This is a genomic window from Marinobacter sp. AC-23 (assembly GCF_001858325.1).
Classification (GTDB): Bacteria; Pseudomonadota; Gammaproteobacteria; order Pseudomonadales; family Oleiphilaceae; genus Marinobacter.
The window spans coordinates 1-23465 of sequence record NZ_MBPP01000029.1 but is presented as its reverse complement, the minus strand read 5'-3'; the positions used below and the strand labels follow the sequence as shown (position 1 = coordinate 23465).

Annotated in this window: 18 protein-coding genes and 2 pseudogenes; 12 read left to right on the top strand and 8 right to left on the bottom strand. The window is 54.5% G+C overall.

The window, feature by feature from the left end; all coding sequences use genetic code 11:
- Window positions 1–45: 45 nt before the first annotated feature.
- The gene (gene pstB / locus BCA33_RS10760; RefSeq protein ID WP_254774336.1) at window positions 46–894 is read left to right on the top strand and encodes a phosphate ABC transporter ATP-binding protein PstB; all 849 of its coding nucleotides are present in this window, start codon (window positions 46–48) and stop codon (window positions 892–894) included.
- A gap of 32 nt (window positions 895–926) precedes the next feature.
- Window positions 927–1649 (top strand): phosphate signaling complex protein PhoU, encoded by a 723-nt coding sequence (gene phoU, locus BCA33_RS10755; protein ID WP_071265731.1) that lies wholly within the window; start codon window positions 927–929, stop codon window positions 1647–1649.
- A 29-nt stretch (window positions 1650–1678) separates the two neighbouring features.
- Here the strand turns inward: phoU and BCA33_RS10750 are convergent, their stop codons facing one another.
- The 6 genes and pseudogenes from BCA33_RS10750 to BCA33_RS10725 all read right to left on the bottom strand — a co-directional run bounded on the left by BCA33_RS10750 (window position 1679) and on the right by BCA33_RS10725 (window position 7187).
- Window positions 1679–2044, bottom strand: a complete 366-nt coding sequence (locus BCA33_RS10750; RefSeq protein ID WP_071265729.1) for a histidine triad nucleotide-binding protein — start codon at window positions 2042–2044, stop codon at window positions 1679–1681.
- Window positions 2045–2095: 51 nt separating this feature from the next.
- A pseudogene (locus tag BCA33_RS10745) lies at window positions 2096–3390 on the bottom strand (FAD-dependent monooxygenase).
- Window positions 3391–3476: 86 nt separating this feature from the next.
- Complete coding sequence (locus tag BCA33_RS10740; RefSeq protein WP_071265727.1) at window positions 3477–4031, bottom strand: aminoacyl-tRNA deacylase; 555 nt, start codon at window positions 4029–4031, stop codon at window positions 3477–3479.
- Window positions 4032–4204: 173 nt separating this feature from the next.
- Window positions 4205–5038, bottom strand: a complete 834-nt coding sequence (locus BCA33_RS10735) for a mechanosensitive ion channel family protein (protein WP_071265725.1) — start codon at window positions 5036–5038, stop codon at window positions 4205–4207.
- 135 nt (window positions 5039–5173) lie between these two features.
- Window positions 5174–6277 carry a tRNA 2-selenouridine(34) synthase MnmH gene (gene mnmH / locus BCA33_RS10730; protein ID WP_071265723.1) on the bottom strand — a complete coding sequence of 368 codons (1104 nt, stop codon included), beginning with the start codon at window positions 6275–6277 and terminating at the stop codon, window positions 5174–5176.
- A gap of 505 nt (window positions 6278–6782) precedes the next feature.
- Window positions 6783–7187, bottom strand: a complete 405-nt coding sequence (locus BCA33_RS10725; RefSeq protein WP_071265721.1) for a VanZ family protein — start codon at window positions 7185–7187, stop codon at window positions 6783–6785.
- A 96-nt stretch (window positions 7188–7283) separates the two neighbouring features.
- Here BCA33_RS10725 and cysZ point away from each other — a divergent pair, with 96 nt between their 5' ends.
- The 7 genes from cysZ (at window position 7284) to BCA33_RS10690 (ending at window position 17081) form a co-directional block, all read left to right on the top strand.
- Window positions 7284–8033 carry a sulfate transporter CysZ gene (gene cysZ, locus BCA33_RS10720; protein ID WP_071265719.1) on the top strand — a complete coding sequence of 250 codons (750 nt, stop codon included), beginning with the start codon at window positions 7284–7286 and terminating at the stop codon, window positions 8031–8033.
- Window positions 8034–8049: 16 nt separating this feature from the next.
- A complete protein-coding gene (gene rapA / locus BCA33_RS10715; protein ID WP_071265717.1) occupies window positions 8050–10929 on the top strand; it encodes an RNA polymerase-associated protein RapA in 2880 nt (959 codons plus the stop codon).
- A gap of 122 nt (window positions 10930–11051) precedes the next feature.
- Entirely contained in the window at window positions 11052–13502 is a 2451-nt protein-coding gene (locus tag BCA33_RS10710) for an acyl-CoA dehydrogenase (protein ID WP_071265715.1), read from the top strand.
- A gap of 18 nt (window positions 13503–13520) precedes the next feature.
- Window positions 13521–13901: a fluoride efflux transporter CrcB gene (gene crcB, locus BCA33_RS10705; RefSeq protein ID WP_071265713.1), complete on the top strand. Its 381-nt coding sequence runs from the start codon at window positions 13521–13523 to the stop codon at window positions 13899–13901.
- A gap of 236 nt (window positions 13902–14137) precedes the next feature.
- Complete coding sequence (locus BCA33_RS10700; protein WP_071265711.1) at window positions 14138–14344, top strand: cold-shock protein; 207 nt, start codon at window positions 14138–14140, stop codon at window positions 14342–14344.
- 151 nt (window positions 14345–14495) lie between these two features.
- Window positions 14496–15071 (top strand): glutathione S-transferase family protein, encoded by a 576-nt coding sequence (locus tag BCA33_RS10695; protein ID WP_071265709.1) that lies wholly within the window; start codon window positions 14496–14498, stop codon window positions 15069–15071.
- Window positions 15072–15338: 267 nt separating this feature from the next.
- Window positions 15339–17081 (top strand): alkaline phosphatase, encoded by a 1743-nt coding sequence (locus BCA33_RS10690; protein WP_071265707.1) that lies wholly within the window; start codon window positions 15339–15341, stop codon window positions 17079–17081.
- A 3-nt stretch (window positions 17082–17084) separates the two neighbouring features.
- On the opposite strand, the pseudogene BCA33_RS10685 reads toward BCA33_RS10690, so the two are convergent.
- Window positions 17085–19483 (bottom strand): annotated as a pseudogene (locus BCA33_RS10685) (xylulose 5-phosphate 3-epimerase).
- Between the two features lie 130 nt (window positions 19484–19613).
- Between BCA33_RS10685 and ilvD the strand changes: the two are divergent.
- The 3 genes from ilvD to BCA33_RS10670 are packed head-to-tail and all read left to right on the top strand — an operon-like array spanning window position 19614 to window position 22788.
- Complete coding sequence (ilvD, locus tag BCA33_RS10680; RefSeq protein WP_071265705.1) at window positions 19614–21290, top strand: dihydroxy-acid dehydratase; 1677 nt, start codon at window positions 19614–19616, stop codon at window positions 21288–21290.
- A gap of 32 nt (window positions 21291–21322) precedes the next feature.
- Complete coding sequence (pbpG, locus tag BCA33_RS10675; RefSeq protein WP_083394721.1) at window positions 21323–22261, top strand: D-alanyl-D-alanine endopeptidase; 939 nt, start codon at window positions 21323–21325, stop codon at window positions 22259–22261.
- Window positions 22262–22308: 47 nt separating this feature from the next.
- Window positions 22309–22788: an asparaginase domain-containing protein gene (locus BCA33_RS10670; RefSeq protein WP_071265703.1), complete on the top strand. Its 480-nt coding sequence runs from the start codon at window positions 22309–22311 to the stop codon at window positions 22786–22788.
- A gap of 2 nt (window positions 22789–22790) precedes the next feature.
- On the opposite strand, the gene BCA33_RS10665 is transcribed toward BCA33_RS10670, so the two are convergent.
- The coding region (locus BCA33_RS10665; RefSeq protein ID WP_071265701.1) for a pseudouridine synthase at window positions 22791–23465 on the bottom strand (675 nt) is incomplete at its 5' end.

Here is a 23465-nt window from a genome sequence, read left to right as displayed (position 1 = left end):
ACGACTATTAGCACTATGAGCCCAACAGCCATAAAAGAGACTGGTATGCCCGAAGCGAAAACCACAAAGGTTACGAATGAGCGCCCGGCTGAAACCGTTATTGAAGAGGGCAGAACCGTCGGTATTCCGTTTTCGGACGACCCCAAGTTCAAACTGCGGGATGTGGAAGTATTTTACGGTGAAACCCGAGCCATCAGAAACATCAGCCTGGACATAGCGCGTAACGAGGTTATTGCCTTTATCGGGCCTTCCGGGTGTGGAAAATCCACTTTTTTGCGCTGCCTGAATCGGATGAACGACAGCATCGATACCTGTCGGATTAAAGGTTCTCTGCAACTGGATGGCCAGGACATCTACGATCCCAAGCGGGATGTCGTGGAGCTGCGCGCCCGTGTGGGTATGGTGTTCCAAAAGCCCAATCCATTCCCCAAGTCGATCTATGACAACGTCGCTTATGGCCCTCGCATTCATGGTCTGGCCAACCGCAAGTCGGATCTGGACGACATTGTGGAAAACAGCCTGCGTAAGGCGGGTTTGTGGAATGAAGCCAAGGATCGTCTCGATGCCATGGCCACCGGCATGTCCGGCGGCCAGCAGCAGCGGCTGTGTATCGCCAGGGCCATTGCCGTCAGCCCGGAAGTGGTGCTGATGGATGAGCCCTGTTCGGCGCTGGATCCCATCGCCACAGCCAGGATTGAAGAACTGATTGCCGAGTTGTCCGAGAGCTACACCATTGTGATCGTGACCCACTCCATGCAACAGGCTGCGCGGGTTTCCAACCGCACCGCCTACTTCCACCTGGGCAATCTTGTGGAAGTAAACGATACGAGCAAGGTATTTACCATGCCGGAACATGAACTGACTGAATCCTACATCACCGGTCGTTTCGGCTGACCTGGATGCAAAGCACAAGGGAGAAAAACGTTATGGCTGCGAAGAAGGATGACGTATACGGAGATCACATCTCCAATAGGTTCAACGATGAACTTCTGGCTCTGAAAACCCGCTTTCTGAAAATGGGCGGCCTGGTGGAAACCCAGATCGACAGTGCTGTGAAGGCGTTGATAGACGGTGATGGCCATTTGGCAGAAGAAATCCGGGCTAAAGACAAACTTGTGGACCGGATGGAAATGGATATTGATGAAGAGGCCATGCTTATCATCGCCCGTCGACAGCCCACTGCTCGTGATTTGCGACTGGTCATCTCGGTGATCCGAATGGTTGCAGACCTGGAGCGAGTTGGGGATGAAGCCAAAAAAATCGCCAAGTTCGCGATCAAACTGACCGAGGAGGGTCAGGCGCCCCAGGGTTATGTGGAAGTGCGCAATATTGGCGCCCATGTGATGGGCATGCTCCACGACTCGCTGGATGCCTTCGCGAGACTGGATTCCGAGCAGGCTCTGCGAGTAATGAAGGAAGACAAACGGGTGGATGAAGAATATCAGGCCGCCGCCCGGACTCTGCTTACCTTTATGATGGAAGACCCCCGTAATATTCCGCGCTGTATGTCGGTGATGTGGGTTTTACGGGCGCTGGAGCGGGTAGGGGATCACGCCTGCAACATTGCTGAGAACGTGATCTTCATGGTCAAAGGTGAAGATGTCCGCCACACGCCGATGGAAGAAGCGGAGCGGGTTGTGGGGCGTTAGGCCTCACTCCGCTCAGGCCTCGGGCAGCCTCAGGCCTGCTTCATTTTGTCGGTATAAGGAGGCCAGCCCAGAGGCTTGCCAGCCAGCAGGTGAAGGTGGATGTGGAACACGGTTTGGCCGGAGTTTTCTCCACAGTTCATCACGGTACGATAGCCGTCTTCCGCAAAGCCCATCTCTTTGGCGAGCTTGGCCGCGACCCAAAACAAGTGGCCGGTCAGCTCGCGATCCATCTCTTCAATGTCATTGATGGTGGCAATGTGTTTTTTCGGGATGATCAGCAAATGCACCGGGGCCTGGGGGTTTATGTCGCGAAAGGCCAGACTGATGTCGTCTTCATAAACGATATCAGCCGGAATTTCACGGTTGATGATTTTGGTGAAAAGAGTTTCGGACATGTTGGATTCCTTTTATGTATCGTTGCGCGCTATTTATCGTTGTTCAGACACTTAAAAATGGTTCAGGCCGGGCAGCCGGGCTGTTAACTGCCTGACGACTGCCGGCAACTCATCGTCGATCCCCATGGCATAGCGTGCCACCCGGTTTCGGGCAAAGGGCAGGGCGCGGGCAGTACCCAAGCCGATGTTCCGGAGCAAATGAAGCGATGGGATCTGGTTGCTGAACAGGTGATAAAAGGCGTCCATGGCAAACATCATGCGCTGATTTGCCGGTCGCCGCTTCTGCTCGTAGCTGGCCAGCCGTGAGGGCTTGGCAAGGTCTTCTCCCGCCCTCTTGGCTTCCTTCAGAACACTCTGCAGGCATTGGGCATCCTGGAAACCAAGGTTCACGCCCTGTCCGGCCAGGGGGTTAATGGTGTGGGCGGCGTCCCCCACAAGCACAATGCGCCCTGCAGAATAGTGTTTGGCGTGCTGGCGGGCGATGGGAAAGCTGGCGCGGTCCTCAATGTGGGTAAGGTGCGGCAACTCTGCTGGAAAGCCCTGCTGTATCTCTGCCATTAGTGCCTGGCTACTCAAGCCTTTCAGGCGGGCGATTTCCTCTGGTGCGTCGTACCACACCAGCGATGCGCGGCTTTCACCCGGGTGATTGGCACCTGCGCTGTATAATGGCAGGAAGGCCCTGGGCCCCGAGGGGTAGAAGCCCTGCCACGTGATGTCTTGCACAGGGCCCTGGTAGCGCACCGAAATGATCATGGCCTGCTGGCCGTACTGGTTCCGGGTAACGCCAATGCCTGCTATGTCCCGAACTCGCGATTGCGCGCCGTCGGCACCAATAACGAGCATGGCAGTCAGTTCCTCGCCATTCTCAAGCGCAACCCTGGCCTGTTCATTTGTCTGGGTAATACCTGTTACGCCATTTTCGGCCAGTATGGTGACTGAGGGTTCGGCTTCTGCAGCGTGCCAGAGGCCTTGCTGGGTCACTGAGTTTTCAACAATATGTCCAAGGTGAGAGGTGTTCAGCCTTGCGGCATCGAACTCTACCTGGTTGGATGTGCGCGGTAGCAGATTGCTCAGAGGGTGCCGGGTTTCGTCCCATACTGCGAGGCGGCGATAGGGCGTTGCGCGCATTTTGAGGATGTAATCCCAGGCGCCCAGGCTTTGCAGGTAACGCTCACTGCCTGCGCTCAGGCAGATACGCGGATATCCGGCGCCGAATCAGGGTCGAAACCGGGGGCAGGGGCGCGATCAACCATCGCGACACTGAAGCCTTCCCGGCCGAGGCCAGTGGCTAATGCGGCGCCGACCATGCCGGCGCCGACAATCACAAGATCAAAAGCTTGAGTCATATCGGGTTCCTGTCTGATGCCCACCAGTTTACGCGATGGCAACGAACAGACAAGCGACCAAGATCAAGCCGGTTGTGAAAACACCGTCAACCCACCATGCCAGATACCTGTTGTTCTGACCGTTCTCCGGGCTGACGACTGCCTTTCATTAGCCAGGCAGGCTTTTGGGTGCCGGGCTTGTTAAAGCCCCGATTGAGCACCATTGGCTGGACCAGGTTGAGGAAGTCTCGGGTTTTCATATGCAGGGTTTCAGTATGGCTACCTGCGGCAAAGGCAAGTTCTGGCTGTTCTGTTAGCGACTCTGCGCAGTAAACGGTCATGCCGAACAAGTTGCCGAAGGGCGGCATGGCGCCGACTTCACATTCTGGGAAGCGATCCTGGAATGTTTGTTCGTCGGCGAGATCGACAAAGTCGGTATCCAGAATGCGGGAAAGACTCTCCCAGCGAACGCGCCAGGTTGCTGGCATAACCAGCATCGCCATTTTTCCATCCAGCTCGATAATGACGGTTTTAACAACCTTGTCACCCTCGATTTTTACGTGGTGAGCAAGTTCTTTGGCGGTAAATGCAGGTGGGTGGGTGAGGCACATGTATTCAACATTTGCTTCATCGAGAAACTCTTTCAGCTGCTGTATCGGCATAGTGACAGCCTCCTACCAGCAAGGACAGCAATCCGGGGCGATTGCATGATTGCATATCTCGCTCCGGCGACGGCCTGACGAGGCCGTTTGGCCCCGTCATTATTGGTCAGCTTAGCTTAGGATACAGAGTTTGCGAGTAACGAGTTGTATCAAAGCGAAACGGTTCTCGCTGTTCAGTCTGACTGCCGCATGTTGACGTTGCGCTGCGGCAGCGGAGCGTACATGCCCTCTTCGTCAAATGCTTTTCTGACACGTTCCTGCATGTCCCAGTAGTACGGCCAGAGGTCGTCTGTTGCTACCCATACGCGGAACATCAGGTTAATGGAGCTTTCACCAAGACCACCCACGCAGATCCGTGGGGCTGGTTCGGTCAGCGTGCGCTCGTCTTCTTCCATTAAGCGCTTCAAAATAGCCTTGGCTTTGTCGATGTCGTCACCGTAACGAATACCGAACGTCATATCGCAGCGGCGCTTGTCGTAGATACTGACGTTAACCAGAGTCGCGTTGGACAGGCTACCGTTTGGGATGACAACGCGGCGATTGTCGAAGGTATTTACGATGGTATACAGGATGCTGATTTCATCTACTGCGCCAAGGAAGCCCTGAGCCTCAATGGTGTCCCCAACTTTGAAGGGCTTGAAAATCAGAATCAACACACCTCCAGCGAAATTGCCAAGGCTGCCTTGCAATGCGAGGCCAATAGCTAAGCCGGCGGCACCAATGATGGCAATAAATGAGGTGGTTGCAATGCCGATCATGGAAGCGACAGATACCAGCAGGAGCACCTTGAGAATCGCACCGATCAAGCCACACAGAAACTTGTTCAACGTGGGATCTTTCTTGCCAAGCTTTGAGTCTAGTACGTTCACAAAGCGATTGATCAGCCACATGCCGACAATCAGCGTGATAATTGCCAACACGACCTTAGGTGCGTAGGTCATGATCAGTGAAATGGCCTGATCAACGTATTCAGAGGCGCGTCCGTCGGCGCTGAACAAATCTTCCATAAGAACTCCTTGTAGGTTCCAGTTTTTGAGGCATTCAGCCAGCTAGTATAGATCGTAAATGGCCGAGTGTATTTAGGGCGTTACACAGCGAATAAAACGCCTGGGCGTATCGGGTGGCCGCAGGAGCGCCCGTGTTTACGCAGAGGTGCTGTCGTTGGCCCACCCGATGACAGCATCCGGACCCCCGCGGACAAGTATCCGCCCCCGTTTCTGGCTAAGCTGGTAGTCATACATGGGGTCGTAATAGTTTTGAAGAAGTGGCTGGATCCAGGCGTTGTGGGTGTGAACATCGCCGGTTCTTTCCTGTTGTGTCAACGCTTGCTCCATAAGGCTGCGCAGTTGGCCATGGCGTTCGCCGCCCAAGCGTTTGCTTATGCGCTCGAGTGCCCCAAGAAGGTAATCGCAGAAGTTCAGCCAGCCGGTTTCCTCGCCATCACGGCGCATATAATCGGCAGACATGCCCTCTACGTAGTCTTCTCGGATGATGCGCGTGCGGTCTTCGAGCGTTTGTTCAAGGATGAGTAGCGGAGCGTGAGCCATTCGTTCTTTCAGGGTGTCTGGCATGGCGCAACGACCAACCAGACGGCTTTCATCTTCCAGGTAAACAGGGCCGCCAACTAAGTGGTGAGCTTTTAGCGTGGCAACAGCCAAGCGGTTTTCAAAATCAATTTGTGATGGCTGGGGTGTGACTTGGCGCCCAAAGCTGGATCCCCTATGGTTTGCCAGGCCTTCAAGATCTACCGGGTTTGGAAGTTGCTGCAGTACGCGGGTTTTACCTGTTCCCGTGCGCCCACTGATAATATGGAAATTGCTGGACTCAATCAGTGTGTCAAGGCTGTCGATAAGGAACCGCCGCAAAGCTTTGTAGCCACCCTGGACAAGAGGGTAATCAATGCCTGCATCCTTTATCCATTGTTGGGTTAGTTTGGATCGTAAGCCGCCTCGGAAGCAGAAAAGGTAGCCCTCCGGATGGTTTGTCGCAAAACGCTTCCAAGCTTCCATACGCTGGGCTTTAATATCACCGTAGACCAGTTGATGACCAAGTTGGATGGCCTCATCTTGGCCTTTTTCCTTGTAACAAATGCCAACCCGGTGCCTTTCTTCGTCGTTCATCAGGGGAGCGTTTACAGCGCCTGGAAAGCTGCCTTTAGCAAACTCCACCGGAGCCCGGACATCCATTAACGGTGTGTTGTTCAGGAACAGAGAAAGGTAGTTGTCGGTATCGGGTCTGCTTGCCATTTAAGGGCTCAGTCGCTTGCGAGAATGAGGCGGCAGTATAACGGAAGTGAGGTTTTCCTGCTTCGGGATCGTTAATTTACGGGGGGATTTCGTACAAAAAAAGGGCAACCTAGAGGTTGCCCTTTACCGGAACAGGTCGGCGCATCCTTGCGCTGAGTGCAACAGCCGTGTTGCGAATCCCTTTGCCACTCCGTGGTGCCAGCTTCCGAGCCGGCGATCCGAATAGTTATCCCTTAAGCTAAATATCCCAGTGTCCTTGCTTCTCCCTGCATTCCTTGCCGGGGTGCATCCAGTGCTTCGTCCTTTTCCCTGTCATCCTTGACAAGATCACTATACCAACTGGGCTCATGAAAACCTGCGAACTCTGCATGTTTGCGCGATGTGTCTAGCCACTGTGGTGGCTACAAACAATACATATCATAAGGTTAGGGGTGTTTTTGGTGCGATAGGCAACGGCTGCGTACGCAAAGTCACTACAAGATCTCACAAGGTTGTGCGAGATATCTCACACAGATTCGGGCGAATCTCTCAAGTCTCTTTTGCTGGTTTTGCGTATGCCCGGCCAAGGTAAGGCCCCGATGAGTATTCCGGCCCCATCGGCAGCCAGGTCTGCCATTGAAAAATCCCGGTAAGGCAGGCTGGCCTGAACTGCTTCAATACATAGCCCGAAACCCAGCAGTGCCGGCGCATACCAGATAGAACGGAGCTGCGGCCAGGCCAGCCGGGCAACAATAGTGAGCTCGAAAAAGGCAATCAGATGATTCACTTTATCGCTCGGCGCCGAGGGAATCGGGTAGTCGCTGCTGGTGGTTGCTAAAAAACCAATGGCAATCACAGACAGCAGCAGGGCAAGACGCCACAGTGGCTGAAAGTGAAGCAAGGCTAGTAACTGGTGTTTCAGTGTGGCCATTGGTGCAATCCGTCAGAGTTCTCTGGCTGTGTGAAGGTTTTCAACATGATATGCTCTGCACCCCGTCATTGTCATTGAAGCGGAGGCTAATCAGCAATGCTCAGAGGTAATTTTTTTCGTGGACTGGGCTACCTGGGTGAAGGTTTTCGCCTGATACGCCAGCCTGGCTTGCGTCTGTTCGTTGTGATTCCGCTGATAATCAACATATTGCTCTTCGGGTTGCTGTTCTATTTTCTGGGTGAGATCTTCGGTGCCTTAATTGCGACCGCTATGGGATGGCTGCCCGATTGGGCGTGGCTGCAGGCGCTGGACTGGCTTTTCTGGATTCTCTACGGAGCCGTGATTCTGCTCATGCTGGCATACGGCTTTGTGATCGTCGCCAACCTTATTGGTTCCCCGTTTTACGGCTACCTGGCAGAGCTCACTGAAAAACATCTCACCGGCCAGGAAGTCAGCACAGATGGCGGTTGGGCAGCTATCATAAAAGACACTCCCCGCGCACTTTGGCGCGAAGTTCAAAAAATCGTTTACTACCTGCCGCGAGCGATAGGCTTGTTTATTATTGGCTTGATCCCGGTGGTCAACCTGGTTGCGGCAGTGCTTTGGTTTTTGTTTAACAGTTGGATGATGGCTTTGCAGTATGTGGATTATTCCGCAGACAACCACAAGGTGAGCTTTCCGGCATTGCGCCAACAGCTTGCTGACACCCGGCTGTCTGCGCTGGGGTTCGGGCTACCAGTGGCTTTGGCGGCCATGGTGCCTATTTTGAATCTTTTTGTGGTTCCTGCAGCCGTCTGCGGCGCCACCGCTTATTGGGTACGTGAAAACGGCGCAACACGAAATTAAAGAGTCTGGAGGTTTTTTGGACGCATCGGAATTTGTTATTGGTCAGCGCTGGGTCAGCCACAGTGATACAGCGCTTGGTTTGGGCATAGTGACAGAAATCTCCGGCCGGCGAGTTACTCTGGGGTTTCCTGCTGCTGACGAAGAGCGCACTTACGCTATTGATAATGCGCCGCTGTCTCGCATCGTATACCAGATTGGTGAGGAGATTGAGACCTTCGAAGGCGCCAAATATCTGGTGCGAGCGGTAGGGGATCTCGGTGGGGTTCTGCTGTACCACGCAGAGGCCGATGGCGGCGGACAGCTTGATGAAAACATTGAGCAGATTTCTGAGGTAAAGCTTGCCGGCTCCGTAAATTTCTCGGCGCCTCATCAGCGCCTGTTCGCTGGCCAGTTTGATCGCAACGGCGCCTTCCGCCTGCGTTTCGCGACACTGCAGCACATGGACCGGTTGCGGGCTTCACCCGCAAGGGGCTTGATTGGCGCGCGCACGCAGCATTTGCAGCACCAGATCTATATTGCTCACGAAGTGGCAAAGCGCCATGCGCCGCGGGTGCTTTTGGCAGATGAAGTTGGACTGGGTAAAACCATTGAAGCTGGCCTTATTCTGCATTATCAGTTGCAGACCGGCCGGGCTCGGCGTGCCCTGATTGTAGTGCCCGATTCCCTGATTCATCAGTGGCTTGTGGAGATGCTCCGGCGCTTCAATTTACGCTTCTCTATTGTTGATCAAAGCCGTTATGACGCCCTTAAGGATAGCGAGGACGATGTCGATGCTTTGATGAGCCATATCTTTGGTGACGAAGCTGCCGCTAATCCGTTTGAAAGTGACCAGCTGGTGCTGTGCAGTCTCGACTTCCTGGTGAACAGCAAAAGAGCCCAGAAGGATGCCCTGAAGGCTGGCTGGGACCTGATGATTGTGGATGAGGCCCATCACTTGGCCTGGAGCCCCGAGAGCGTTAGCCCTGAATACCAGTTAGTAGAAGAGCTTTCTGCGGCAAGCGAAGGTTTGCTGTTGCTGACGGCAACGCCGGAACAGGTGGGCGTGGCCAGCCATTTTGCTCGGCTTCGCTTGCTCGACCCAGCGCGCTTTCATGATTTGCAGGCGTTTCAGGAAGAAGAGCAACAGTACGAAACGATCAACGCCGTTGTGCGGCGCCTGCAGGATGAGAGTTCGGATATCCACGAGGATGACCGCAAGGCGCTGGAAGCTTGGCTGGGCGATGAGCTGCCACAGTTGCTGAAAGGCGATTCGCCACGCCAGTCCATTATTGACGCGCTGCTTGATCGCCACGGTACCGGGCGGGTTCTTTTTCGAAATACCCGCGCTGCTATTCAAGGCTTTCCTGAGCGTCGGGCCAGTGCAGTTCCTCTGGCGTGCCCTGGCATGTACCTGGGTCAGGAATTTGGTTACCCGGGACTTGCCCCGGAGCAGTCGGTGTCTGAAGAGCAGTGGCTGGCGGATGATCCGAGGGTTGCCTGGCTGGAGAAAAAACTGGCAAGCCTTCGCCCCGCCAAGGTGGTGGTTATCTGCGCCATGGCTGAAACGGCTATGGCTCTGGAGCACTACCTTCAACTGCGTGCGGGTATTCGCAGTGCGGCATTCCATGAGCATCTAAGCCTTGTGGAGCGTGATCGAGCTGCCGCCTATTTTGCCGATGACGAGCAGGGCGCCCAGGCATTGATTTGCTCGGAAATTGGCAGCGAAGGGCGTAATTTTCAGTTTGCTCACCATTTGGTGCTGTTTGATCTGCCCGCGAACCCCGACCTGCTGGAACAGCGAATAGGGCGCCTGGACCGAATTGGCCAGACCGAAACTATTGATATTCACATACCTTATCTTCAGAACACCGCTCAAGAGGTTCAGTATCGCTGGTTCCAGGAAGGCCTGAATGCGTTTGCTGAAAGCTGTGCCGTTGGCGTGGCGGTGCAGGAAAAAGTCAGCGAGCAATGGAAGAGCGCTATTGAAGGCGAGCTTTCCGTGCTGGATGGTTTGGTTGAGGCCTCCGCGGCTGAGACTGCTCGGTTGAAAACGCTTCTGCAAAATGGCCGGGATGCACTGATTGAGCTCAATTCCTGCCGCACAGATATAGCCGACACACTGATTGCTGGCATTGAAGAGGAAGAAGGCTCGGTTCAGGTACGTGACTACATGATAGAAGCCTTCGACATTCTCGGGGTGGATATAGAAGACCATTCTGAGCATGCAGACATTCTGCGCCCGGGTGAGCAATATCAGGCCGGCCACGTAGCCGAGCTACCTGAAGACGGTGTAACCGTTACCTGGGATCGCCAGCATGCGCTGGAGCGTGAAGATATCGCCTTCATGAGTTGGGAGCACCCCATGGTTACCGGTGTCATGGACTCGGTAACCAGCTCTGGGCTCGGCAAGGCGGCTCTGGCCAGTTTGTCGGTGAAGGCGTTGCCTGCGGGCACGTTGCTGATGGAGGCCTTAATGACCGTGCACTGCCCGGCGCCGGAAGCTTTGCAATTGACCCGCTATTTGCCCGTTTCCCCCTTGCGGCTGTTGGTGGACGTGAACGGCAAAGAGCTCTCAGCGGCTTTGCCTCATGATCGCTTGAACGACTTGTGCTCTAACATTCGCCGGCGCACGGCCCAGGCGGTTGTGCCACAGATTCGACCACAGGTGGAAACCATGGTGGATCACGTGGAGCGGCTATCCGCGCCACACCTGGAGCCTATGAAGCAAAAAGCGTTGGCGCAGCTGGAGGCAAACTTTGAGCCGGAGATACGCAGGCTGGAAGCCCTGAAGAAAGTGAATCCGGCCATTCGCGAAGAAGAAATTGATTTCTTCCGTAACCAGCTTATTGCTGCTCGTGAAGCAATCGGGCATGCAAGTCTGGCTCTGGAAGGTATTCGGGTCATTGTCACTTCATGAGGGCGCATTTTGGAGCGTTTATCACCCAGAGTGCCGCCGTGCCTGCTGGTCAGTGGTCATCTGATACGATATCTTCAACGTAACGATTTATAGTTTTTATCCATGGAAGACAGAGAGAACCTATGATGACTTTTATTCTGTTTCTGGTGGCACTGGTAAGTTTGCTGGTTGTCATGCGACGCGAATCCGGCGCCAAGCCCGCTATTGGTGTGATGATCGTCGTCGGCGTACTGTCGATGATCTTTGCATCAGGATGGCTTGCCCTAATTCTCTTTATCGGTGCCGCTGTTACCGCTGCAGCCGGGTTGCCAGCCTTGCGCCAGAGCTGGCTTACACCGCGCATTTTTGCCATGTTCAAAAAAGTCGCTCCAAAGGTATCTGATACAGAGAAAGTAGCACTTGAGGCGGGCACCGTAGGTTGGGACGGCGAATTGTTTACGGGCCGGCCAGACTGGCACAACCTTCTGATCAACCGTCATACAGGCCTGAGTGAAGAAGAGCAGGCCTTCGTAGATAACCAGTGCGTTCAAGCCATCGCCCAATGCAATGCCTGGGATATTGCCGTTGAGCGTGCAGATCTTCCGAAAGAGCTTTGGGACTTTCTCAAGAGGGAGAAGTTCTTCGGGATGATTATCCCCAAAGAATACGGCGGCCTTGGCTTCTCTGCCAAAGCCCAGACAGCCGTGCTGCAGAAAATTGCCGCCAATGAAATGCTGATGGTCTCGGTAGGCGTACCCAACTCTCTTGGCCCTGGCGAGCTGCTGTTGAAGTACGGCACAGATGAGCAGAAGAATCATTATTTGCCGCGCCTGGCTGACGGCCGGGAAATTCCTTGTTTTGGCCTTACCGGTCCCCGCGCGGGTTCGGATGCCACCTCACTGCCAGACGCGGGCATTGTGTGTAAGCAGGAAATTGACGGCAAAGAAGTAGTTGGCATTAAGCTTAACTTTGAAAAACGCTGGATTACACTTGCACCCATCGCCACGGTAGTCGGCTTGGCGTTCCGCATGTTTGATCCGGACGGTCTGCTTGGTGATACCAAAGATTACGGCATTACCTGTGCGCTGATCCCCCGCGATACCAAAGGCATGGAAATCGGCCGCCGTCATTGCCCCATCGGCAGCCCGTTCCTGAATGGTCCGATTATCGGTAAGGACGTATTCATACCGCTGGATTACATTATTGGCGGCATGGAAATGGCTGGCCAAGGTTGGCGCATGTTGGTTGAGTGCCTCTCTGTGGGTCGCTGCATTACGCTACCCTCAGGTGCTGCAGGTTCAGCTGCCTACGCAGTGGGCACTGCGGGTGGTTTCACCCGTATTCGCCGGCAGTTCAACACCCCCGTAGCAGATATGGAAGGTGTGCAGGAGCCCCTGGCCCGCATTGCTGCAAAAACCTACATCGCTCAGGCGGCTGTCAACCACACAGCCAACATGATCGATAAAGGCGAAAAACCTGCCGTGCCTTCGGCGATCCTGAAATATCACCTGACTGAATTTCAGCGTGAGGTCCTGACGGACGCAATGGATGTTCACGGCGGTAAAACCGTGACTCTTGGGCCCCGTAATTACCTGGGCATTGGCTACAATGGCGCTGCGGTATCTATTACTGTGGAAGGCGCTAATATTATGACCCGTAGCCTGATGATCTTCGGCCAGGGTGCTATTCGCTGTCACCCCTACGTGCTCAAAGAGCTGGCGGCCAAAGATAATGACGATATCAACGCTTTTGACGATGCCTTCTTTGGCCATGCCGGCCTGATCTTCGGCAACGCTGCGCGCGCTTTCACTCAAGCGCTCAGCCTTGGCCGTGCAGACGTACCGTTTGATAGTGCCAGCCGCAAATATGCTCAGGCTGTCGCACGCTTCAGTGCGGCCTTTGGTTTGTGCTCCGATGCAGCCATGACCACGCTGGGCAGCGAGCTAAAGATGCGCGAGCTGATATCTGCGCGCCTTGGTGACATGCTATCCAACCTGTATCTGGCTTCCATGGTGCTCAAAAACTGGCATGAAACCCAGCCGGTGGAAGGCGAAAAAGAGGTGATGCAGTACAGCCTCGGTATGCTGCTGCACCGCACCGAAGATGCGTTGGACGAATTTCTCCAGAACCTGCCTAATCGCGCAGTCTCTGTGGTGTTGCGCGCGGTCACCCTGCCTTTAGGTCGGCGTTGGGGTAATCCTCATGATGATCAAACGCGCAAACTTGCGCGGTTCATTTCCACCGATACGCCCATTCGACACAAGCTGCTCGCCAGCACCTGGACTACAGAGGGTGAAGGTTCGGTGGAAAATCCCGTGGCCCGTTACAATGATCTTCTGAAAAACTACGACAAAGCCGAGCAGCTCTATCGTAAAGCGACCAAAGCGTACGCCAAAGAAGAACTGCCGATGACTGCACTGCATCCGGAAGAGCGCTTTGACGCGGCGCTGGAAGCGGGCATCTATACCAAAGAAGAAGCTCAGTTCATGCGTGAGTACGAGGCGGTCGTTCTCGAAATGCTTACTGTGGATGACTTCCCGTTTGATGCGTTTGCCCATAACAAGGACACCGTAATTGATCACAACCCAGCCTAGTACGGCGAGAGGCCGCTAGTGTGGTTATCGTTCGTTGCCGTTAGTGTTGGCGCCGTCATTGGCGCCAACCTGCGTTGGCTGCTGGGGTTGTGGCTGAACACCAGCTACCATGCCATTCCAGTTGGAACGCTTGCAGCTAACCTTAGCGGGGGGTGGTTGGTTGGCTTGTTGATAGGCTATTTCAGCCAAGCCAGCACGCTTGCGCCAGAATGGCGCCTGTTTGCGATCACTGGGCTGTGTGGTGCATTAACAACGTTCTCGACGTTTTCCCTGGAAATGTTTGCAGCGATTCAGGATGGCAAATGGACCATGGCAATAACCGGCATTTTTCTCCATGTAATTGGCTCCATTTTGATGACCGCGCTGGGCATTTACACTTTTAGCCTGGTAAAAGGATAATTAGTGACTCTACCTACACGATTTGTGCTAAATCTACTTGGCAAGCCAGTGATTCAAGAGTAGAGTGATTTGTGAAGGAAAGATTCAGCAAAGCATTTCATGAATAAGACGTACTCCGCAGTTAGTAGTGACCGTCCTGTTTTTGATTCCGCGAGTTCTGTATTTCCGTAAAACGCTGACCGGCCACATTCAGTGAATGGCAGCAGATAATATGATTGATTTCAGGAAGTTTAAGTATGTCTACTACTACCGGTACTGTTAAGTTCTTCAACGAAGCAAAAGGCTTTGGCTTTATCACTCGTGAAGGCGGCCCGGACGTTTTTGTTCACTACAGCGCAATTCAGGGCAGCGGTTTCAAGACTCTGGCAGAAGGCCAGCAAGTTGAGTTTACTGTTACCCAGGGCCAGAAAGGCCCTCAGGCGGAGAACGTTACTCCTCTCTAATCCCGTTCGGATAGAGTAGTAACCGCCAAAAAGGCAGCTTCGGCTGCCTTTTTTTGTTGTAAAAGCCCTGTTATTTTGCTGTCTTAGGGCGCTGATGTGGTACATTTTAGCTGCTCACAGAGTATTACTGGGTTATACAACCGGAGAGTTTATGAAGCTGATTGGATCAACCACCTCGCCCTATGTGCGGCGTATCCGCATTCTGCTGGATGAAGAGCCCTACGAATTTGTTAACCTTGATATTTATGGCGAAGATCGCGATGAAATCAGGCGTAGCAATCCGGCACTCAAAATCCCTGTGCTGGAAAGCGATGGTCAGGAGATTTACGATTCTCGAATAATTTCCAGGTATATCAGCTCCAAGCAGGGCCGCGATCCTCTCACCTGGGATCAGCAAAATCAGCTCACTCTCATTGATGGCGCTAATGATTCCGCAGTCATCCTGCTTTTAGGCAAGCGTTCCGGGCTGGATGTGGATACTCCGGGCGTGTTGTTGTTTGACCTGCAGCGCGAGCGCATCATGACCACTATGCGCACCCTCGCAGCTCAGGTTGAAGATGGGCAGTTTGAGGAGTGGAATTATCCAGCCGTGTGCCTCTATTGCTTGGTGGACTGGCTGGATTTCCGCGACCTTGTGGATTTTTCTGGAATTGAAAGCCTTATCGCCTTCCGTGATAGCCGGCAAGCCACTCCTTGGGTAGCAGAAACAGACCCACGTAAATCGTAAACAAGCGACCCGCAGGGTGCCCGGTAAGACGGGTACCTTGTTGTTTTTTCCGCCTCCCGCTGTTCTCTCCGCTCCGTTAGTACCTTGCCGCTTTGACGGTGTTTGGTTTTCCGCTCGCTTGTCGTGATTTGATACTGATTTGTCGTAATTCGACAGTGCCATACCGGCTTGTTCAGACTAGATTCTATGGTGACGCCACACGGGGCAAGCTGTTGCGTTTCGGGCTTTTTGGTGCCCGGTACCAGGAATTGAAATGGAAATATAATAATGACAAAACTAACGAGACGGGACTTCCTGAAGGCGTCCGCTATGGGCATGGGCGCAGTAGTTGTCTCAACCGGTTTGGCCGGGTGCGTATTTGATAGCGACGACAAACGCTCTACTGAATTTACTCACGGTGTTGCAAGTGGTGACCCTTTGGCGGATGGGGTAGTTCTCTGGACCCGCGCGATACCGAATAGAGATTTTGAGAAGCCAGTGAGTGTAGCTTGGGAAGTGGCAACCGATTCAGGCTTTGAAAACCTCGTTCACTCTGGCACAGCAGAGGCCAGAAACGCCCACGACTTTACGGTTAAAGTGGACGTTCGAGGTCTAGCCTCTGGACAAACCTACTACTACCGGTTCCACACTTCCGATAGCCAATCCTCGGTGGGCACGACACTCACGCTACCTGAGGGCGAGGTGGATTCGGTTCGGCTGGCAGTCGTCTCCTGTGCCAATTACCCCGCGGGCTATTTCAATGTATATCGCGAGATCAGTAAGCGGGATGACGTGGATGTGATTGTGCATCTGGGCGATTACATTTACGAGTACAGCAGTGCAGCTGATAGTTATGGGGCGGGCGATGCCGCTGCGCTCAACCGCACTTTCCCCTCTGACAACGATTTGGAGCTGATTAGATTAAAGCACTATCGGCGCCGTTACGGCATTTACCGGGCAGATGCAGATCTCCAGGCCCTGCATAGTAGAGTGCCGTTTATCGCAGTTTGGGATGACCATGAAATTGCGAACGATGCCTGGGAAAACGGTGCCGGAAACCATAATTCCGGTGAAGGCGACTATGGCACCCGCAAGCTTGAAGCTTTGCAAGCGTACTTTGAGTGGATGCCTATTCGACCGGTGATTGAAGGCAATGACGAGGCGATTTTCCGTACCTTCCGGTTTGGAAATCTGGTTGACCTGCACATGCTGGATACCCGCCATATGGGCCGGGATGAACAGCTGGATTACATGGACTATTTCACAGCAGCAGGGCTTGATCAGGCTCGGTTCATTGCAGATGTTGGGAGCCAGAATCGGACGTTGTTGGGTGCTGAGCAGCTGCTTTGGCTACAGACGTCGCTGGGATACTCTGCTGCCACCTGGCAAGTGCTTGGGCAGCAGATTTTGATGGGACGGATGAATCTGCCAGCGGAGTTATTGGGAAAAATCGCAACCGAAGACTTTGACGGTTTGCCTCAGATGCTTGGAGAGCTCGCGCAGCTCAAAGGTCGGCAGCTCGCGAACGATCCCACACTCACACCCACAGAGCTGGCGCGGATAGATACCGTTGCTCCTTATAATCTTGATGCGTGGGATGGCTATCAGTACGAGCGGGAGGTGGTGCTGGGCGCTGCCAAGGCGTTGAATAAAAACCTTGTGGTACTGGCTGGCGACACTCATAACGCTTGGGCCAATAACTTGAAGGATTTTAACGGCAATCAAATTGGCGTGGAGTTCGCAACGGCGTCGGTTTCATCGCCAGGGCTGGAAGAATATCTTGAGCTGCCGCAAGAGCTGATTGGTGGCGCAGAGCAGGGAATCGGCTTGCTGGTGGATGATCTGGACTACCTGAACATCAATCAGCGCGGTTATATGGTAGTTACCTTTACCGCTCAGGAAGCCAGAGCGGACTGGTACTTTGTGGACACCATCAAATCCCGAGAATACACCATAGACACAGCGCGTAGCGCGAGCCGGATGGTGCGGCCTGGAGCTGGTAACCGGCGTGTGGAGCCAGTTACTCCCTGACCATCAGGCCAGGCCGCGAGTGATCAAAATTGGGTCGCCGCGGCCTTCTACGGCGGCCAGTTCGGCACTGGACAGCCACTCTCCGGGGGGCTTGTTCAGAACACTGGCACAAGCCATCAGGGTATGGCCCCAAGAGCAGCGGTTGGCGAACAACATTCCAGCCTCATTCAGTGTGCCGCCGCGGTTAATATAACCCAGCACTTTGCTGTGGCCCGGATCCGGGAACAGTGTGTGCATGTGCCCACGGAACACTTCTGGGCGCATATGGGTCAGTGCAACTCGTCGGTGTAACCGATTTGGGAATAGGCGTTCCCGCTCAATCTCTGAGACACAGCTTTCTGCTTCCAAGGTATCTCTTGGCTCGCGGAAGCGCCCCGGCTCCTGAACATACACTAAGCGGAATGATGTGCCTGTTTCTCGCAGCCGCTCGCTAGCGCGGATGGCTTCCGATAGTTGATAGGCGCCGTTAGCTATCAGCAGTACTGGCTCGCCCCCTGAGGTATCTTCGTCCACCACTAAAGCTCCTTGCCGTGCAAGCGCTTCTGCTTCGTTGCTGTTGAAAACGCTTGGCCGATCCCGTTTTGGAATGATCATACAGCTGATGGTACCCCGGTTATTAAAAACGCAGGGAAGAGCCGCAAGAGCGCTGTTGTAATCGGCAGGAAAAATAACCCGGGATACGTCATTCATTTCACCCAGCAAGCTTTCACAGAATGTGGTGTCTTGATGGGATTGCTCATTCTTGCCGTTTTCCCAAGTATGGGAGGTGGCAATAATGGGTAGCCCCAGCCAGCGGGCAGGGCGGCCGACGGCTTTCTGGTGTCGCGCAAAGATCAGCTCCTGCCGGACAGCCCCCAGCATTTTCACACAGAAGGCTTCATAGCTGGCGACCAGGTTAAGCCCTGCTTTGTTTGCCAGGCAGGCAGAAACAACGGCTTCCTCGTTTAGCACGGTGATGATTTTTCCGTGCACCGACTCCGACGAGTTTTCGGGGTCGTTCACCCTATGCTTCAGGTCGTCCAGCACCCCCTTCAGGCGGTTGCTGGCCAACTCATCGGGGTTGCCCACCCTGGCTCTCAGGTTGGGGTTTTGCGCAACCAGTGCCCGGAAAAAGTTGTCCACCGCCAGCATGGGGGAAATCCGGTCGTTACATGCCGCAATGGTTGGGATCACAAGATCTTTGGGGTCGCGCATGGCCAGTGGGTGATCTCGCTCCAGAGGTCGGGCCTGTTGGTCGTGCTCCTTCAGTCGCAGTATGCTGTCTGCAAGCTCATGGGGCGCAACCCACAGAAGAGATGCGTGTTTCTGAAACAACTCTCGTGCACGTATGTCCATACGCGGGTTTCCAGGTAGCGGCAGGTTGTGAGCAGGGTTCAGGCCAGCGCCGTAAAAGCCAAAGCCTTTTACGGTCTCGGCAATACCGTAAGGGATACGAACCGGATAATTCAGTTCGCCTGCGAGTGCGCGATGGCTGCGGTCCTGAAGCGAGAGTTCCATTTCTGCCAGGGCGCAAACAAACGCTGCCGGGTCGCGGCCATCAAAGCGGAATGGGTCAAAGCCGCGGGCGGCCAGATGGGCCTCAAATTGCTCAAGTCCTTCGCGGGTGCCCAGCTCCGTGCGTTGTTCAATGCGGCGACCGTTGGCAACCATGATGGGTGTTACCAGGCCACAGTCTTTCGCTCGCCACCAGCGGGGTATCCAGTCACTGCCGCGCTGCTCCTCAGCAGCGCCGTCAGAAAGAAACGCCACCAACGATTCACCGGGTAGTGGCATGTGTGCGTATTGCAGCTCAGCAAAGCCAGATAGCCACCTTCCATAATACCGCCGGCTGTGTAGGGGTTAACGTGGCTGCCCAGCGGTACAGCAGTGCTGCCGTCGGGTTTTTGCTGATAGCTATAGAAATCCGCTACCATTCGTGACAGGCCGTCTGTTCCGGTGTAGCGTTCACGCTGTTCCGGGTGCAAGTTGCCGGTCAGCACATTTATCGCATCTATAGCTGCCACGCAGTGGCCTTGGCCCATCAGCCAGCTCCGTGTGTGCCCGGTCAGGTTGTTTAGGGTCAGGTAAGCCGCGTAAGCCGGCACCATATTTAATGCCCCGCCAGTATGGCCCTCGGGGGCGCACTTGAAATCTCTCGCGGCAAGTGGGGTGCCAGAGGTATCGACGCGGTTTGCGTAGGTCATGTGCACAACCAGCCACAGGCCAGCGCTGGTTAGCCGGTCGAGATCTGCCAGTTTGCGGTAAACTGTAGCTGTATCCGGTTGATGGCCGCTGGCAACAAGCCGAGAAGCGAGATTTTGCACGCGATTGCAGGTAATCTCGGTATGCCCAATCACGCCATAGCCACGGCGCCAGAGTTTAAAATTGGGGCAATCCGCTGATGGCGAAATGGGTTTTGACATGCTGTGCCTCCGCGGCTTAATTATTATGAAACGATTGTAGGTCAAGGCTGCATCAGGCTGCTTGATGCAGGTCAGTCTGGCAGCCTTCTGACAATTACTGTGGTTTGTGAACGCTTTTAAGGAGAGACTGATGACCGATGATAAACGCCGCCGCTATTCCGCCCCCGTGGTGGACGGTATAGGCAAGTCCGCCAGCCGCGCCATGCTTCGGGCCGTCGGTTTCACGGATGAGGATTTCCGCAAACCCCAGGTTGGCATTGCTTCTACCTGGAGCAATCTGACGCCGTGTAACATGCACATCCATGAGTTGGCGGAAGCCTCCTCGGCGGGTGCCGATTCAGCCGGCGGAAAATCACTGATTTTTAATACCATCACTGTGTCTGACGGCATCGCCAACGGCACGTTGGGCATGAAGTACTCTTTGGTTTCCCGGGAAGTTATTGCCGATTCCATCGAAACCGTAGCCGGTTGCGAGGGTTTTGACGGACTGGTTGCCATAGGTGGCTGTGACAAGAATATGCCTGGCTGCCTGATGGGTCTGGCCCGATTAAATCGGCCCTCGGTGTTCGTGTATGGCGGTACGATTCTGCCCGGTGAAAATCACACAGACATTGTCTCGGTATTCGAAGCGGTAGGTGCCCATGCTCGGGGTGACATGGACCTGATCGAAGTAAAACAGATTGAAGAAACGGCCATTCCCGGCCCGGGTTCCTGTGGCGGTATGTACACTGCAAATACCATGGCCTCGGCCATTGAAGCCATGGGCATGAGCCTGCCAGGCAGTTCAGCGCAGAATGCCGTTTCCAACAACAAGATGGACGATTGTCGGGCCGCAGGCGCTGCGGTTTTGAATCTTCTGGAGAAAGACATCAAGCCTTCCGATGTTATGACCCGTGAGGCTTTTGAAAACGCCATTACGGTTGTTATTGCGTTGGGCGGTTCTACCAACGCGGTTCTGCACCTGCTGGCCATGGCCAGTACTGTGGGTGTGGAGCTCAGCCTGGAAGATTTTGTCGAGATTGGAAAGCGCGTACCTGTGCTAGCCGATTTGCGCCCAAGCGGGCACTATATGATGTCGGAACTGGTGGCGATCGGTGGCATTCAGCCGTTGATGAAGATGTTGCTGGAGCGTGGGCTGCTGCATGGTGAATGCCTGACCGTAACTGGGCACACCCTGGCGGAGAACCTGGCCTCTGTGGAGCCATATTCAGAAGCCCAAGATATTATTCGTGCCTTTGATAACCCGGTGAAAGCAGACAGCCACTTGCGTATTCTTTACGGCAACCTGGCTCCTGAAGGCTCAGTAGCCAAAATTACCGGGAAGGAAGGCACGCATTTTTCTGGACGCGCCCGGGTGTTCCATTCGGAAGAGGAGGCTCAGGAGCGGATTATCGACGGCACGGTGGTTGCCGGTGATGTGCTGGTGATCCGCTACGAAGGCCCCAAGGGTGGCCCGGGCATGCGTGAAATGCTTACTCCCACGTCGGCGATCATGGGCAAAGGCCTGGGTAATGATGTAGCACTGATTACTGACGGTCGTTTTTCCGGCGGTAGCCACGGGTTTGTGGTGGGCCACATCACACCGGAAGCTGCGGAGGGCGGCCCTATTGCGCTGGTTGAAGATGGCGATACCATTACCATCGATGCGGTTGCAAACAGCATGGAGCTGGACGTTTCTGCGGAAGAGCTAGAGCGCCGTCGCAAAGCCTGGGTGGCCCCACAACCGCGCTTTACTCGAGGTGTGTTGGCAAAATACGGCCGCACCGTGAGCTCGGCATCGACCGGCGCTGTTACGGATTTGCCGTGATACCTAGCTACAATATATACAGGACTTTATAGATGCGCAGAACACATATGGCGCGAGTGGCGTTATGGCTGGCGCTTTGCCTGCCGTTAGCACTGCACGCGCATGAGAAAAGCGCTAGTAATGCGGATGCACAGGGACCTAACCTGGCATCCGTTAATGCTGCGGTGGCTGTGGCTGGCAGCAATGATCTGTTGTTTGCCAAAAACGCCGACCGCTCGGTGCCCATTGCGTCTGTTACCAAGGTAATGACGGCCTTGGTAGTGCTCGAGTCCGGTGCGTCGCTAAATGAGTGGCTGGCATTTCAGAAACGCCATACGCCCGCAGCAGCCAATGCGTACACCCGTATCCGAGTGGGCTCGCAGATGCGTCGCTCCGATGTGCTGCGTATTGCTTTGATGTCGTCAGAGAACTTTGCCGCCTACACACTCGCCCGAAGCCACCCAGGTGGGTTTGACGGGTTTGTGGATGCCATGAATGCCAAAGCAAAAGCGCTAGGCATGACAGGCTCCCATTTTGTAGACCCCACAGGCTTGTCGGTGGAGAATGTTTCAACGGCGGGAGACCTGGTGAAACTGGTTAATGCCGCGGCCAAGTATCCGGAGATTCGTGAGTACTCTACAACTGACTATTTCCGTGGCCAATTCCGGCAGCCTCGTTATAGCTTGTCCTTCGGCAACACCAATGCGTTGGTGCACCGTGAAAGCTGGGGTGTGGGCTTGAGTAAAACGGGCTACTTGTCTGACGCCGGGCGTTGTTTGGTTATGATTTCAAAAATGAACGGCAAGCGTGTGGTGACTGTGCTTCTGGATTCCTTGGGCACCCGTTCGCCCATGGGCGATGCCGGGCGTATTAAGCGCTGGCTGGATACCGGCGCCACCGGGCAGGTGGCGAAAGCGGCGCGGCAATACGCGCAGGAAAAGAACGCAGCTTATAACTCCATGGCTGGCAGCACCACGGCAGCTTTGAAGTAGAGCATTTGCAACCGCGAGTGTGGCAAGTTTTGCAGGGCGGGAAAGCCATGATCCGAATCTTTACCACAGGTGGCACCATCGACAAGGTGTATTTTGACGCCAACAGTGAGTTTGAAATCGCGGAGTCTCTGGTGCCGGAACTGTTGGCGGAGTCCAATATTCACAACGGCTATAGCCTGCAGGGACTGTTGCGTAAAGACAGCCTGGAAATGACCGATGAGGATCGCGTGCTGGTTCGGGAGGCGGTCAGCGCCTGCGACAGCACACGCATACTGATTACCCACGGTACTGACACCATGGCAGAAACCGCTCAAGCGCTGTCGTCACTGCGGGACAAAACCATTGTTCTTACGGGTGCCATGCAGCCTGCGCGGATGCGCCGTAGCGACGCGGTATTCAATATTGGTTTTGCTTGGGCGGCGGTGCAACTTTTGCCGCCCGGAGTGTACATAGCCATGAACGGAGAAGTGTTCGAGGCAGGTGCTGTGCGCAAAAACCTGAAAGCCCAGCGGTTCGAGCGTAGCTGAGGTCAGCCGATCGAGGCGACTTCTTGCTCTGTTAACTCCCGGTAAGCGCCTGGCTCCAGTACCGGGTCGAGAACAATATCGCCAATGCGTTGCCTGTGCAAAGCCACCACGTGGTTACCCGCCGCTGCCAGCATGCGCTTTACCTGGTGGTAGCGCCCTTCTGAAATCGTTAGTTCAATCAACTGTGGTTCCAGAACCGTTACTTGTGCAGGCTTCGTAGGTTTTGGATCCTGGTGAAGCATCACGCCTGTTTCCAGGTCTTGGATGGTTGAATCTAAAATAGGTGTGCTCAAATTCACTCGATAGGTTTTCGGGCATTCTATTCTGGGGGACGTAACCCTGTGGGACCACTGGCCATCGGTTGTCAGCAGCAGTAAGCCTGTGGTGTCGGCGTCTAGCCGCCCGGCGATATGAAGATTGCGGGTTAGCTCGATTAGCTCGGTCGGCAGAAGGTCCAGTGCTGTTGAGTGCTCGCTGTCGTGAGTTGCGCTAACAATGCCTGCAGGTTTGTTGAGCATTAGGTAGCGTTCACCCTGCACAGTTAGCTGCTGTCCTTCCAGAAGAACCTGAGCGCCGGTTGGGAGGTGTTTGCCGGTATCTTTCCAAACCTCACCGTTTACCTCGACGTTGCTCGCATGTATAGCGCGCCTGGCCTCTTTGCGTGAAAGTGGTGAGTT

Bases quoted from the DNA above. Each gene is read 5' to 3' on its own strand.
- phoU (WP_071265731.1), top strand. From the start codon at position 927: ATGGCTGCGAAGAAGGATGACGTATACGGAGATCACATCTCCAATAGG.
- mnmH (WP_071265723.1), bottom strand. From the start codon at position 6,277: ATGGCAAGCAGACCCGATACCGACAACTACCTTTCTCTGTTCCTGAAC.
- BCA33_RS10700 (WP_071265711.1), top strand. From the start codon at position 14,138: ATGTCTACTACTACCGGTACTGTTAAGTTCTTCAACGAAGCAAAAGGC.
- ilvD (WP_071265705.1), top strand. From the start codon at position 19,614: ATGACCGATGATAAACGCCGCCGCTATTCCGCCCCCGTGGTGGACGGT.
- BCA33_RS10710 (WP_071265715.1), top strand. From the start codon at position 11,052: ATGATGACTTTTATTCTGTTTCTGGTGGCACTGGTAAGTTTGCTGGTT.
- cysZ (WP_071265719.1), top strand. From the start codon at position 7,284: ATGCTCAGAGGTAATTTTTTTCGTGGACTGGGCTACCTGGGTGAAGGT.
- BCA33_RS10690 (WP_071265707.1), top strand. From the start codon at position 15,339: ATGACAAAACTAACGAGACGGGACTTCCTGAAGGCGTCCGCTATGGGC.
- BCA33_RS10725 (WP_071265721.1), bottom strand. From the start codon at position 7,187: ATGGCCACACTGAAACACCAGTTACTAGCCTTGCTTCACTTTCAGCCA.
- BCA33_RS10740 (WP_071265727.1), bottom strand. From the start codon at position 4,031: ATGCCGATACAGCAGCTGAAAGAGTTTCTCGATGAAGCAAATGTTGAA.
- pbpG (WP_083394721.1), top strand. From the start codon at position 21,323: ATGCGCAGAACACATATGGCGCGAGTGGCGTTATGGCTGGCGCTTTGC.
- BCA33_RS10695 (WP_071265709.1), top strand. From the start codon at position 14,496: ATGAAGCTGATTGGATCAACCACCTCGCCCTATGTGCGGCGTATCCGC.
- BCA33_RS10735 (WP_071265725.1), bottom strand. From the start codon at position 5,038: ATGGAAGATTTGTTCAGCGCCGACGGACGCGCCTCTGAATACGTTGAT.
- BCA33_RS10670 (WP_071265703.1), top strand. From the start codon at position 22,309: ATGATCCGAATCTTTACCACAGGTGGCACCATCGACAAGGTGTATTTT.
- pstB (WP_254774336.1), top strand. From the start codon at position 46: ATGCCCGAAGCGAAAACCACAAAGGTTACGAATGAGCGCCCGGCTGAA.
- BCA33_RS10750 (WP_071265729.1), bottom strand. From the start codon at position 2,044: ATGTCCGAAACTCTTTTCACCAAAATCATCAACCGTGAAATTCCGGCT.